This window comes from Pseudomonas panipatensis (assembly GCF_900099785.1).
Lineage (GTDB): Bacteria > Pseudomonadota > Gammaproteobacteria > Pseudomonadales > Pseudomonadaceae > Pseudomonas > Pseudomonas panipatensis.
Map to the genome: position 1 here is coordinate 12,302 of NZ_FNDS01000008.1, position 13,072 is coordinate 25,373.

Here is a 13,072-nt window from a genome sequence, read left to right on the forward strand (position 1 = left end):
CCATGATCCGGGCGCTGGCGGCGGACGTGCTCAGCTCTTGGTGGAGAAACGATACCCGGTTCCGCGCACCGTCTGAACCAGATTCTCGTAGACCTCGCCGAGGGCCTTGCGCAGGCGGCGGATATGCACGTCGACCGTGCGCTCCTCGACGTAGACGTTGCCGCCCCAGACCTGGTCGAGCAGTTGCCCGCGGGTGTAGGCGCGCTCCTGGTGGGTCATGAAGAACTGCAGCAGGCGGTATTCGGTAGGACCCATCTCGGCCGGCTTGCCGTCGATGGTCACGCGGTGGCTGATCGGATCGAGCAGCAGGCCGCCGACCTCGATCGGCGACTCGCTGTCGCTGGCGCCGGTGCGGCGCAGCACGGCCTTCAGGCGCGCCACCAGTTCGCGTGGCGAGAAGGGCTTGGTGATGTAGTCGTCGGCGCCGACCTCCAGGCCCTGGATCTTGTTGTCCTCTTCGCCCTTGGCGGTGAGCATGATGATCGGGATGTCCTGGGTCATCTCGTCGCGCTTCAGGCGCCGCGCCAACTCGATGCCGGAAGTGCCTGGCAGCATCCAGTCGAGGAGGATCAGGTCCGGCTTGCGATCGACGATGGCCGCATGTGCCTGCTGCGTGCTTTCCGCTTCCAGGCACTCGTAGCCGGCCATCTCCAGGGCCACGGCGATCATCTCGCGGATCGGCGCTTCGTCGTCAACGATGAGGATTGTCTTGCCAACCATGGTCTCGCCTCGGGAGTTTTGCACTGCGCCGCATTAGATAACGGAATTATTGCAGCTATGTGACATGCCTATGTTAGCCAAAGGGCGGCGCCAGCGTATGCGCGGGCGCTCTACTATGCTGAAAGGACCGCCCCGATCGGGCGGCTCTCTGGAGGCACCGAGGCTGTAGTCACGGCCTGCCCGCTGTCCCGTCCGTCCTTGTGCGCCCCCTTCCCGCGGTAATCCCACCTCATACGAGGAGACCGACGATGAAGCTCAACTACCTGGCGCTGGCCCTGTGCCTGGCCTTGCCGGCCCTGGCGGCGCACGCGGCCGATCCGGCGATGGCCAAGGATGGCATGCTGGTCGATGGCAAGGGCATGACCCTGTACACCTTCGACAAGGACAGTGGCGGCAAATCCATGTGCAATGACCAGTGCGAGAAGTTCTGGCCGCCGCTGAAGGCCGCCGCCGGCGCCATGAACAGCGACGACTGGAGTGTGGTTACCCGTGGCGACGGCAGCAAGCAGTGGGCCTACTACGGCAAGCCGCTGTACAACTTCGCCAATGACCAGAAGCCCGGCGACAAGAACGGCGAAGGCATGATGGGCGGCGCCTGGCACGTCGCCAAGCCGCAATAGCCGCTGCTCCGCGTCCTCCCGTCGCCGGCCCGCGGCTTAGCGCAGCGCGTAGTCGGCGACGGTTCCCAGGAAGATCGCCAGTCCGGCCCAATGGTTGTGCAGGAAGGCCTTGAAGCAGGCCTGCGGGTCACGCTCGCGGGTCGAGTGGTATTCCCAGGCGAAGCACAGCGCCGCCACCACCAGGCCGAGATAGAAGTACAGGCCCAGGCCGAGCTTGCCGGCGGAAAGAATCATCAGCAGCAGCATCAAGCCCTGCAGGGTGAGGTTGATCTGGCGGTCGGCATCGCCGAAGAGAATGGCGGTGGATTTCACCCCGATCTTCAGGTCGTCCTCGCGGTCGGTCATGGCGTAGTAGGTGTCATAGGCCACGGTCCACAGCAGGTTGGCGAAGAACAGCAGCCAGGCCACCGCCGGCAGCTTGCCGCTGGCGGCGGTGAAGGCCATGGGAATGCCCCAGGAAAAGGCCGCGCCGAGCACCACCTGCGGGTAATAGGTGTAGCGCTTCATGAAGGGGTAGAGCGCGGCCACCGCGGCGCCGCCGAAGGACAGCCAGATGGTCTGCGCGTTGGTGCACAGGACCAGGACGAAACTCGCCGCCAGCAGCCCGGCGAAGGTGATCCAGGCCTCGCGCACGCTGATCTTGCCGGTGGCCAGCGGACGCGCCTTGGTGCGCGCCACATGGCCATCGAAGTTACGGTCGGCGAAGTCGTTGATCACGCAGCCGGCGGCGCGCATCAGCACGGTGCCGAGGACGAAGATCGCCAGGTTCTTCAGGCTCGGCACGCCGCCGCTGGCCATCCACAGCGACCACAGGGTCGGCCACAGCAGCAGGTAGATACCGATCGGCTTGTCCATCCGCATCAGCTGGAGGAAATCCCAGGCGCGAGGGTGCAGGCGAGCGAGCTGTTTGATCAGGGCGACGAACATGGCAACCTCCGGTGGCGACCGGCGGATTATACGGCGTCGATCGCGGCCTCGCGCCACAGTGAAGGCAGGAATACCTCGGCGACCAGGACGCCCAGGCCGTCGCGCTGGAAGCACGAGCGGCGCCCCCAGAGCTGGCTCTGGCGGACGGCGGCGGGCAGGAACGCCGCCGGATAGCGAGACACTTCGATGGCGCCGCGGCTGAAGGCGCTGTCGCTGAACAGCAGTTCGCCCAGGGAGCGGCTGCCGAGCAGCGCCAGGTCGAAGCCGGAACCTTCCAGCACGCTGCGCGCGGCGACGCTGCGGGCGAACACCCAGGGGCGTGCATGGCCGTGCAGGTAGACCTCGCGCACCCAGCCCTGGCTGCCGGCGGGCACGCCCAGCGCCTGGCATTCGTCGGCGCGCAGGGTCTGCCAGCCTTCTTGCAGCGGCTCGACGCTGAAGGCGCCGTCGGCCAGGGCGGTCAGGCGACGGGTCAGCGAACCCTGGTCGAACAACCAGTCGTGGACGCTGCGGGGGAAGTCGGCGGGCAACTGGCCGGCTTGCAGCCAGTGCGGCGAAGGCGAGGCGGTGGAGAGGTCGGACACGGGCGTTTCAATGATTGCGTAGGACGCCGCAGGTTAGCACGATCGCCAGCGCTCGGGCTGCGACCGATCGGCAGCGCACCCGCCGTCCTCACTCCCAGCCTTGCAGGCGCATGGTGGCGCGCACCAGGCGTTGCTCCTCCTGCTCGATCTCGCGCAGGTTGTCGCGGATGCTGTGGATATGTTCGCGGGCGGCGCGCTGGGCCTGGTCCGGCAGGCGCTCGACGATGGCGTTGTACAGGCGCGTGTGCTGGCGGTCGATCTGCCGCTTCTGCAGTGGCCGGTGATAGAGGTTGTTCACCGAGGCGAACACGGTGCTGAGCATCAGCTCGCTGAGCGATTGCAGAGTGTGCACCAGCACCGGGTTGTGCGAGGCCTCGCTGATCGCCCGGTGGAAGGCATGGTCGCGCCGCGCGTGCTCGCGCGGGTCGAGCGCTGGCGTTTCGCTTTGCGCCAGGAGCATTTCCTCGTAGCGCCGCTTGAGCAGGATCAGGTCGGCGTCGGTGGCGCGCAGCGCGGCCAGGCGTGCCGATTCGCCTTCGAGCAGGGCGCGCACTTCCAGCAGGTCGTAGAGCGTCCGCGGTTGCGAGGCGAACAGGTGCATCAGTGGCGTGGCATCGCTGGCGCGGCTGAGGTCGGCGACGAAGGAGCCGCGGCCCTGCTCGGTGTCGATGATGCCGCGCCCGCGAAGGATGCGCAGGCCCTCGCGCAGCGCCGAGCGCGAACAGCCGAGCTTTTCCACCAGGCGGCGTTCCGAGGGCAGCGCCTGGCCGACCTTGAGTACGCCATCGACGATCAGCCGCTCGATGCGCTCGGCCACCTGGTCGGCAACCCGCGCCCGGGCTTGCGTGCCGTTCTGCTCCATTTGCCCTCCAACTGGTACGACCAGTTATCCAGAAGTGCCCCACTATAAACCGCGTTTTCTATGCTGATAAGGCGCTGGCTGGAGCTTTTGCGATCAGCGCGCCGTTAAAACTGGTCGGACCAGTTCTGCGACGGCTGGACGCAGGTGCGTGCGCTGGCCCAGTCTGCGTCGACCCGAGAGAGCGCCAGCCGCGCCGCGCCCCTGTCCATGGCGGCGGGTGAGACGCAGAAGAAAACCGACCGTGTGAGCCCGAATGAACATCCTTTACGACGAGCGCCTCGATGGCGCACTGCCAAAGGTGGACAAGGCCGCCCTGCTCGCCGAGCTGCGCGCGGCGCTGCCCGACCTGGACATCCTTCACGAAGCCGAGGACCTGCGCCCCTATGAGTGCGACGGCCTCTCCGCCTACCGCAGCGCACCCATGCTGGTGGTGTTGCCGGAGCGCGTCGAACAGGTGCAGACCCTGCTGCGCCTGTGCCACCGGATGCAGGTCCCGGTGGTCGCGCGGGGCGCCGGCACCGGTCTTTCCGGTGGCGCGCTGCCGCTCGAACAGGGCGTGCTGCTGATCATGGCACGTTTCAAACGCATCCTCGAAATCGATCCGGCCGGCCGCTTCGCCCGCGTCCAGCCCGGCGTGCGCAACCTGGCCATCTCCCTGGCGGCGGCGCCCCACGGCCTGTACTACGCGCCGGACCCGTCGTCGCAGATCGCCTGCTCGATCGGCGGCAACGTCGCCGAGAACGCCGGCGGCGTGCACTGCCTGAAATACGGCCTGACCGTGCACAACCTGCTCAAGGTGGACATCATCACCATCGACGGCGAGTGCCTGACCCTGGGCTCCGATGCCCTCGACAGTCCTGGCTTCGACCTGCTGGCGCTGTTCACCGGCTCCGAGGGCCTGCTCGGCGTGGTGGTCGAGGTGACCGTCAAGCTGTTGCCCAAGCCGCAGGTGGCCAAGGTGCTGATGGCCAGCTTCGACGATGTCGAGAAGGCCGGTCGCGCGGTCGGCGACATCATCGCCGAGGGCATCATCCCCGGCGGCCTGGAGATGATGGACAACCTGTCGATCCGCGCCGCCGAAGACTTCATCCATGCCGGCTACCCGGTGGACGCCGCGGCCATCCTGCTGTGCGAGCTGGACGGCGTGGAGTCCGACGTCCACGAAGACTGCCAACGGGTCGATGGCGTGCTGCGCAAGGCCGGCGCCACCGACGTGCGCCTGGCCCGCGACGAAGACGAGCGCGCCAGGTTCTGGGCCGGGCGCAAGAACGCCTTCCCGGCGGTGGGGCGCATCTCCCCGGACTACTACTGCATGGACGGCACCATCCCGCGCCGCGAGCTGCCGCGCGTGCTCAACGGCATCCGCGAGCTGTCCGACGAGTACGGCCTGCGCGTGGCCAACGTGTTCCACGCCGGCGACGGCAACATGCACCCGCTGATCCTCTTCGATGCCAACCTGCCCGGCGAGCTGGAACGCGCCGAGGCCCTCGGCGGCAAGATTCTCGAACTCTGCGTGGCGGTGGGCGGCAGCATCACCGGCGAGCACGGCGTCGGCCGCGAGAAGATCAATCAGATGTGCGCGCAGTTCAACAGCGACGAGCTGACCCTGTTCCATGCGGTGAAGGCTGCCTTCGATCCGCAGGGCCTGCTCAATCCGGGCAAGAACATCCCGACCCTGCACCGCTGCGCCGAGTTCGGCGCCATGCATATCCACCACGGCCAATTGCCGTTCCCGGACCTGGAGCGCTTCTGATGGCAAACCCGCATTTCGACCCCAGTGCCGGCCACGACCGCAGCGCCGAGCTGCTCGAACAGGTGCGCCAGGCCCTGGCGGAAAAGACCCCGCTGGCGATCCGCGGCGGTTCCAGCAAAGCCTTCCTCGGCCGCTGGGTGGAGGCGCGGCCGCTGGACCTGAGCGGGCACACCGGCATCGTTTCCTACGACCCCACCGAACTGGTGATCACCGCCCGCGCCGGCACGCCATTGCGCGAACTCAATGCCGCGCTGGACAGCGCCGGGCAGATGCTCGCGTGCGAGGCGCCGAGCTTCGGCGACAGCGCCAGCGTCGGCGGCATGCTCGCCGCCGGCCTGTCCGGGCCACGCCGGCCCTGGGCCGGCGCGGTGCGCGATTTCGTGCTCGGTACGCGGCTGATCAGTGGCCTGGGCACCCACCTGCGCTTCGGTGGCGAGGTGATGAAGAACGTCGCCGGCTACGACCTGTCGCGCCTGCTGGCCGGCAGCTTCGGCTGCCTCGGGGTGATCACCGAGGCCTCGTTCAAGGTGCTGCCGAAGCCACGCTGCCGCATCAGCCTGCGCCAGGCCATACCCGTGGAGCGCGCCCTGCTGCGCCTTGGCGAATGGGGCCAGCAACCGCTGCCGTTGAGCGCCGCCGCGCACGACGGCGAGCACCTGTACCTGCGTTTCGAAGGCAACGAAGGTTCGGTGCGCGCCGCCTGCGAGCGTATCGGTGGCGATGCCCTGGACGACGCCTGGTGGGACGACCTGCGTGAACAGCGCCTGGCCTTCTTCGGCACGCCGCAGCCGCTCTGGCGCCTGTCGCTGCCGGCGCTCAGCGCGCCGCTGGCGCTGCCCGGTACGCAACTGCTCGACTGGGGCGGCGCGCAGCGCTGGCTGAAGTCCGACGCGCCCGCTGCGCAGATTCGCCAGGCGGTCAGCGCCCTGGGCGGCCACGCCACCTGCTTCACCCCTGGCCACGTCGACGACCCGCTGCACCCGCTGCCGGCGCCCCTGCTCAAGCTGCACCGCTCGCTGAAGCGCCAGCTCGACCCGCAGGGCATCTTCAACCCCGGGCGCATGTACGCCGACTTCTGACGCGGATAGACCTATGCAGACCAATCTGAGCGACGCAGCCAAACGCCTGCCGCACGCCGAGGAAGCCGAACGCATCCTGCGCAGTTGCGTGCACTGCGGCTTCTGCAACGCCACCTGCCCGACCTACCAGGAGCTGGGCGACGAGCTCGACGGCCCGCGCGGGCGCATCTACCTGATCAAGCAGTTCCTCGAACAGGACCAGGTCAGCGCGAAGACCCAGGAGCACCTGGACCGCTGCCTGACCTGCCGCAACTGCGAAACCACCTGCCCGTCCGGGGTGGAGTACCACAAGCTGCTCGACATCGGCCGCGCCGCCATCGAGGTGCGTGTGCCGCGTCCGCTGGGCGAGCGCATCCTGCGTGGCGCGCTGCGTGCCGTGGTGCCGCGTGCGGCGCTGTTCAAGGCGCTGGTCAACACCGGCGAGACACTGCGGCCGATTCTCCCGGCGGCGCTGCGCAGCCACCTGCCGCGCGCCATCGCCGCGCCCGGCATCCGCCCGGTCGAGCGCCACGCGCGCCGCGTGCTGATGCTTGAAGGCTGCGTGCAGCCGGCGCTGTCGCCGAACACCAACGCCGCCGCCGCGCGCGTGCTCGACCGTCTCGGCATCAGCGTGGTCGCGGCGGCTCAGGCCGGCTGCTGCGGCGCCATGGATTACCACCTGAACGCCCAGGCCGCCGGCCTCGACCGCGCGCGGCGCAACATCGATGCCTGGTGGCCGGCGATCGAGAACGGCGCCGAAGCCATCGTGCAGACCGCCAGCGGCTGCGGCGCCTTCGTCAAGGAGTACGGCTACCTGTTGCGCGACGACCCGCACTATGCGGCCAAGGCCAAGCGCGTCAGCGAACTGGCCAAGGACCTGGTCGAGGTGATCCGCGTCGAGCCGCTGGAAAACCTCGGCCTGCACTGCGCGCAGACCCTGGCCTTCCACTGCCCGTGCACCCTGCAGCACGCGCAGCAGCTCGGCGGCGCCGTCGAGGCGCTGCTCAAGCGCCTGGGATTCCACCTCACCGCGGTGCCCGACAGCCACCTGTGCTGCGGTTCGGCCGGCACCTATTCACTGACCCAGCCGGCGCTCTCTCACACCCTGCGCGACAACAAGCTGGATGCCCTGGAAAGCGGTCGGCCCGACCTGATCGCAACCGCCAACATCGGCTGCCAGACCCACCTCGACGGCGCCGGGCGCACCCCCGTCCGGCACTGGATCGAGTTGGTCGACCAAGCCCTCAACACCGGAGCCTGACGCCATGCACAGCAAATCCGTACTGTCCCAGGGCGATGTCGCCCGCCTGCTCGCCGCCGCCCGCGCCGAGGCCCAGGCCAACCAGTGGGCCGTGGCCATCGTGGTGGTCGATGACGGCGGCCATCCGCTGGCCCTGGAGCGCCTCGACGGCTGCGCGCCGATCGGCGCCTACATCGCCACCGAGAAGGCCCGCAGCGCCGCCCTTGGCCGCCGCGAGACGCGCCTCTACGAAGAAATGATTAACGGCGGACGTACCGCCTTCCTTTCCGCCCCGGTCCTGCAGGGCACCCTGGAAGGCGGCGTGCCGGTGGTTCACGAGGGCCAGGTGATCGGCGCAGTCGGCGTGTCCGGCGTCCAGGCCGCCCAGGATGCCCAGATCGCCAAGGCCGGCGTAGCCGCGCTGTGAACCGTCAGTCGAAGAACAGGAGAACCTTGCGATGACCCAACGAGTGAACCGCCAACGCCTGCAAGTCGCCGAGATCCTGCAGCGCTTCATCGAAGAGGAAGCCCTGCCGGGCACCGCTGTGCCGGTCGAGGACTTCTGGAAGGGCTTCGACGCCCTGGTCCACGAGCTGGCGCCGAAGAACCGCGCGCTGCTCGCCGAGCGCGACCGCCTGCAGAGTGAACTGGACGCCTGGCACCGCGCCCATCCCGGCCCAGTGCGCGACCTGCCCGCCTACCGTGCCTTCCTCGCCGGCATCGGCTACCTGCTGCCGCAGCCGGCGAAGTTCCAGGTCAGCACCGCCAATGTCGATACCGAGATTACCCAGCAGGCCGGCCCGCAACTGGTGGTGCCGGTGACCAACGCGCGCTACGCGCTGAATGCCGCCAACGCCCGCTGGGGCTCGCTGTACGACGCCCTCTATGGCACCGACGCGATCAGCGAGGACGATGGCGCCGAGAAGGGCAAGGGCTACAACCCGCGTCGCGGTGAGAAAGTGATCGCCTTCGCCCGCGCCTTCCTCGACCAGGCCGCGCCGCTGGCCAGCGGCTCCCACGCCGACGCCACGGCCTACCGCATCGATCAGGGGCGACTGCGCGTGACCCTGGAAAACGGCAGCGTCAGCGGCCTGGCCCAGGCGCACAAGTTCGTCGGCTACCAGGGCGATGCCCTGGCGCCCAAGGCGGTGCTGCTGAAGAACAACGGCCTGCACATCGAAATCCAGATCGACCCGCAAAGCCCGATTGGCCAGACCGACGCCGCCGGGATCAAGGACGTGCTGGTCGAGGCGGCGCTGAGTTCGATCCTCGACTGCGAGGACTCGGTGGCCGCGGTCGATGCCGAGGACAAGACCCTGGTCTATCGCAACCTGCTCGGCCTGATGAAGGGCGATCTCTCCGAGGAGGTCAGCAAGGGCGACAAGCGTTTCGTTCGGCGCATGAATCCAGACCGCGAGTACACCGCCGCCGATGGCTCGAAGCTGACCCTGCATGGCCGCTCGCTGCTGTTCATCCGCAACGTCGGCCATCTGATGAGCAGTCCGGCGATCCTCGATGGCGAGGGCCGGGAAATCCCCGAGGGCATCATGGATGCGGTGCTCACCGGACTGGTCGCGATCCACGACCTGCAGCGCAAGGGCAACTCGCGCACCGGCAGCGTCTACATCGTCAAACCGAAGATGCACGGTCCCGCCGAGGTCGCCTTCGCCGATGAACTGTTCGGCGCCGTCGAAGACCTCCTGGGCCTGCCGCGACATACCCTGAAGATGGGCATCATGGACGAGGAGCGGCGCACCACGATCAACCTCAAGGCCTGTATCGCCGCCGCCAGCGCGCGGGTGGTGTTCATCAACACCGGCTTCCTCGACCGCACCGGCGACGAAATGCACAGCGCCATGGAAGCCGGGCCCATGCTGCGCAAGGGCGACATGAAGGGCACCCCGTGGATCGCCGCCTACGAGCGCAACAACGTGCTGGTCGGCCTGGCCTGCGGCCTGCGTGGCCGCGCCCAGATCGGCAAGGGCATGTGGGCCATGCCCGACCTGATGCACGCCATGCTCGAACAGAAGATCGGCCACCCCAAGGCGGGCGCCACCACCGCCTGGGTGCCGTCGCCCACCGCCGCGACCCTGCACGCGCTGCACTATCACCGGGTCGACGTGGCCGCGGTGCAGAGCGAGCTGGAGCAAGTCGATGTCGATGCCGCCCGTGACGGGCTGCTGAACGACCTGCTCAGCGTACCGGTGGTCGAGCGCGCGCCCTGGTCCGCCGACGAACGCCAGGAGGAGCTGGACAACAACTGCCAGGGCATCCTCGGTTACGTGGTGCGCTGGGTCGAGCAGGGCGTCGGTTGTTCCAAGGTGCCGGATATCCACAACGTCGGCCTGATGGAAGACCGCGCGACCCTGCGCATCTCCAGCCAGCACATCGCCAACTGGCTGCGGCATGGCGTGGTCGCTCGTGAGCAGGTGCTGGAAACCCTGCAGCGCATGGCGCGGGTGGTCGACGAGCAGAATGCCGGCGATCCGCTGTACCGCCCGATGGCGGCCGACTACGACGGCTCGGCGGCCTTCCAGGCGGCCTGCGACCTGGTGTTCAAGGGCCGCGAGCAGCCCAGCGGCTACACCGAGCCGCTGCTGCATGCCTGGCGCCTGCGCTACAAGGCGCGCGGCTGAGCCGCTGTCGCGCCCTGCGTGCCTGCAGGGGCGGGACGCCGATCGCGCCCATCTTTGGTTGGCGCGGATCGGCGCCCGAACCGCCCGGTGGCGGCTTGGCGCGGCGCGGGAATTGCGATAGCGTTCGGCCGCTGAACCGTGGTAACCGGCCTGAGGGGTAGGGTAGACAATGAAAAAGTGGCAATGCGTAGTCTGCGGACTCATCTATGACGAGACCAAAGGCTGGCCGGAAGAAGGCATCGCGGCGGGGACCCGCTGGGAAGACGTGCCGGAAGACTGGCTGTGCCCGGACTGCGGCGTCGGCAAGCTGGATTTCGAGATGATCGAGATCGGCTGAGCCGTTCGAACCGATACGCCAACGGCGGCCCAAGGGCCGCCGTTGGCGTTTTCAGGCTCCGGCTGGATCCCGCCGTTGAGCGGCTGGCGCGGCATGCCGAGGCGCCGGGGGCGCTTGGCTGCAGTGCCGGCCGGAGGTGGCAGTCTTGCCCTTGGCGAGGGCCGGAAAAGTGCGCTAGGTTCTCTACGAAAACCGCCCTGCGCCCGGTGATGCTGCGTTGAAAGCGATCGCGGAATGCTCATTCAGCGCTGCTGAACGGCGCTTCCTCGATCGCTTTCGCCTGGTCTGACCGTCGCTCGGTGAGGTGTCGTACTGAACCCAGGTTCAGCCTGAAAGATCCGCCGGAGAGGTAAGCATGCGCAAATGGCAGTGCGTGGTCTGTGGCTTCGTCTATGACGAGGCCGCCGGTCTGCCGGAAGAGGGCATCGCCGCTGGCACGCCCTGGGAAGACATTCCCGCCGACTGGGTCTGCCCCGATTGCGGGGCGGGCAAGATCGACTTCGAGATGATCGAGATATCCTGAACCCGCCCCTCTGAAACCCTGTATTCGTATGCGGCCGCCCCGCGCTCGCCGCATCGCCCGTTCGACGTGGAGAACCCAATGAGCGAGAACGCACCGCTGGTGATCATCGGCACCGGCCTGGCCGGCTACAACCTGGCCCGCGAATGGCGCAAGCTGGACGGCGACACGCCGCTGCTGCTGATCACCGCGGACGATGGCCGCTCCTATTCCAAGCCCATGCTCTCCACCGGCTTCGCCAAGGACAAGGATGCCGACGGCCTGGCCATGGCCGAACCGGGCGCCATGGCCGAGCAGCTCAAGGCGCGCATCCTCACCCACACCCGCATCACCGGCATCGATCCGGGGCACAAGCGCATCTGGATCGGTGAAGAATCCATCAGCTACCGCGACCTGGTGCTGGCCTGGGGCGCCGAACCGATTCGTGTGCCGGTGCAGGGCGATGCCCTGGAATGCATCTTCCCGATCAACGACCTCGAAGACTACGCACGCTTCCGCGCCGCCGCCGCCGGCAAGCGCCGCGTGTTGCTGCTCGGCGCCGGGCTGATCGGCTGCGAGTTCGCCAACGACCTGTCCAGCGGCGGCTACCAGATCGAGGTGGTGGCGCCCTGCGAGCAGGTCATGCCCGGCCTGCTGCACCCGGCCGCGGCGCAAGCCGTGCAGGCGGGACTGGAAGGTCTCGGCGTGCGTTTCCACCTGGGGCCGGTGCTGGCCAGCCTGGTGCGCGCCGGCGATGGCCTGGAGGCGCATCTCTCCGACGGCAGCGTGATTCCCTGCGACCTGGTGGTGTCGGCGGTCGGTCTGCGTCCGCGCATCGACCTGGCTGCTGGCGCCGGCCTGGAAGTGAACCGTGGCGTGGTGGTGAACCGCGAACTGCGCACCTCCCACGCCAATATCTATGCCCTGGGCGACTGCGCCGAGGTGGCGGGGCTCAATCTGCTCTACGTGATGCCGCTGATGGCCTGTGCCCGGGCCTTGGCGCAAACCCTGGCGGGCAAGCCGACGGCGGTCGCCTACGGGCCGATGCCGGTGACGGTGAAGACCCCGGCCTGCCCGCTGGTGGTCTCGCCGCCGCCCCGTGGCAGCGAGGGCGAATGGCACGTGGAAGGCTCTGGAATGGACGTCAAGGTGCTCTGTCGGGATACCGCCGGTCGCTTGCTCGGTTATGCCCTTACCGGTGCCGCCGTCAATGAAAAACTAGCCCTTAACAAAGAGTTACCCGCGTTGCTGGCGTAAATGTCATCTGGCATGGCCGGTTAGTCGTGGGAAACGGCCTGTAAATTGTCAGACGATACTGGCGTAGGCGTTGGCGGCGTGCCATTCTCCCTCCCGTCTGCCGCAGCCTAGAGCCCGCCCGGCAAAGGCTGCGCGCTTCGGGCGCTGTTGGGAAGACAGCACGGACACAACAACAACAAACCGTCAAAGAGGCATTTATGCGTAAACCAGAACTCGCCGCCGCGATCGCCGAGAAGGCCGACCTCACCAAAGAACAAGCCAACAAGGTGCTGAACGCGCTGCTGGATGAGATCACCGGCGCGCTCAACCGCAAGGACAGCGTCACCCTCGTAGGCTTTGGCACCTTCATTCAGCGCCACCGTGGCGCCCGTACCGGCAAGAACCCGCAAACCGGCCAGCCGGTCAAGATCAAGGCCAGCAATACCGTTGCCTTCAAACCGGGCAAAGCCCTGAAAGACGCGGTCAACTGATCTCGACAGCCCGGAGCCGGTCCAGGCTCCGGGCTATCCTCCGGTTACATAATCCCGCCAAAAGACCGGATGTAGTCCTTCCGTTAGGACGCTACAATGTGCAGCCTTC

The 13,072-nt window shown here is 67.8% G+C and carries 14 protein-coding genes; 10 read left to right on the forward strand and 4 right to left on the reverse strand.

From position 1 onward, the window contains the following. Positions 1-30 precede the first annotated feature (30 nt). Positions 31-720, reverse strand: coding sequence for a phosphate regulon transcriptional regulator PhoB (gene phoB / locus BLQ74_RS18390; protein ID WP_090264835.1), 690 nt, complete (start codon positions 718-720; stop codon positions 31-33). Positions 721-968: 248 nt separating this feature from the next. Here phoB and BLQ74_RS18395 point away from each other — a divergent pair, with 248 nt between their 5' ends. Then, entirely contained in the window at positions 969-1,340 is a 372-nt protein-coding gene (locus tag BLQ74_RS18395; RefSeq protein WP_090264837.1) for a COG4315 family predicted lipoprotein, read from the forward strand. A 36-nt stretch (positions 1,341-1,376) separates the two neighbouring features. Here the strand turns inward: BLQ74_RS18395 and ubiA are convergent, their stop codons facing one another. From ubiA to glcC, 3 genes are all read right to left on the reverse strand, one after another. Continuing rightward, positions 1,377-2,267: a 4-hydroxybenzoate octaprenyltransferase gene (gene ubiA, locus BLQ74_RS18400; RefSeq protein WP_090264838.1), complete on the reverse strand. Its 891-nt coding sequence runs from the start codon at positions 2,265-2,267 to the stop codon at positions 1,377-1,379. 26 nt (positions 2,268-2,293) lie between these two features. Next, positions 2,294-2,851, reverse strand: coding sequence for a chorismate--pyruvate lyase family protein (locus tag BLQ74_RS18405; RefSeq protein ID WP_090264840.1), 558 nt, complete (start codon positions 2,849-2,851; stop codon positions 2,294-2,296). 88 nt (positions 2,852-2,939) lie between these two features. Then, the gene (gene glcC, locus BLQ74_RS18410; protein WP_090264842.1) at positions 2,940-3,713 is read right to left on the reverse strand and encodes a transcriptional regulator GlcC; all 774 of its coding nucleotides are present in this window, start codon (positions 3,711-3,713) and stop codon (positions 2,940-2,942) included. Positions 3,714-3,966: 253 nt separating this feature from the next. On the opposite strand from glcC, the gene glcD reads away from it, so the two are divergent. The 9 genes from glcD (at position 3,967) to BLQ74_RS18455 (ending at position 12,963) form a co-directional block, all read left to right on the forward strand. Further along, a complete protein-coding gene (gene glcD / locus BLQ74_RS18415) occupies positions 3,967-5,466 on the forward strand; it encodes a glycolate oxidase subunit GlcD (protein ID WP_090264844.1) in 1,500 nt (499 codons plus the stop codon). Then, positions 5,466-6,545: a glycolate oxidase subunit GlcE gene (gene glcE / locus BLQ74_RS18420; RefSeq protein ID WP_090264846.1), complete on the forward strand. Its 1,080-nt coding sequence runs from the start codon at positions 5,466-5,468 to the stop codon at positions 6,543-6,545. Before glcD ends, glcE begins: the two co-directional genes overlap by 1 nt. 13 nt (positions 6,546-6,558) lie before the next feature. Next, complete coding sequence (gene glcF, locus BLQ74_RS18425; RefSeq protein ID WP_090264848.1) at positions 6,559-7,785, forward strand: glycolate oxidase subunit GlcF; 1,227 nt, start codon at positions 6,559-6,561, stop codon at positions 7,783-7,785. Positions 7,786-7,789: 4 nt separating this feature from the next. After that, positions 7,790-8,191, forward strand: coding sequence for a heme-binding protein (locus BLQ74_RS18430; protein ID WP_090264850.1), 402 nt, complete (start codon positions 7,790-7,792; stop codon positions 8,189-8,191). A 31-nt stretch (positions 8,192-8,222) separates the two neighbouring features. Next, positions 8,223-10,400 (forward strand): malate synthase G, encoded by a 2,178-nt coding sequence (locus BLQ74_RS18435; protein WP_090264852.1) that lies wholly within the window; start codon positions 8,223-8,225, stop codon positions 10,398-10,400. Positions 10,401-10,569: 169 nt separating this feature from the next. Then, positions 10,570-10,737 carry a rubredoxin gene (locus BLQ74_RS18440; RefSeq protein WP_015479573.1) on the forward strand — a complete coding sequence of 56 codons (168 nt, stop codon included), beginning with the start codon at positions 10,570-10,572 and terminating at the stop codon, positions 10,735-10,737. Positions 10,738-11,092: 355 nt separating this feature from the next. Further along, positions 11,093-11,260 (forward strand): rubredoxin, encoded by a 168-nt coding sequence (locus BLQ74_RS18445; protein WP_090264854.1) that lies wholly within the window; start codon positions 11,093-11,095, stop codon positions 11,258-11,260. 78 nt (positions 11,261-11,338) lie between these two features. Next, the gene (locus tag BLQ74_RS18450) at positions 11,339-12,493 is read left to right on the forward strand and encodes an NAD(P)/FAD-dependent oxidoreductase (RefSeq protein WP_090264856.1); all 1,155 of its coding nucleotides are present in this window, start codon (positions 11,339-11,341) and stop codon (positions 12,491-12,493) included. A gap of 197 nt (positions 12,494-12,690) precedes the next feature. Then, positions 12,691-12,963 carry an HU family DNA-binding protein gene (locus tag BLQ74_RS18455; RefSeq protein WP_009614168.1) on the forward strand — a complete coding sequence of 91 codons (273 nt, stop codon included), beginning with the start codon at positions 12,691-12,693 and terminating at the stop codon, positions 12,961-12,963. Positions 12,964-13,072 lie beyond the last annotated feature (109 nt).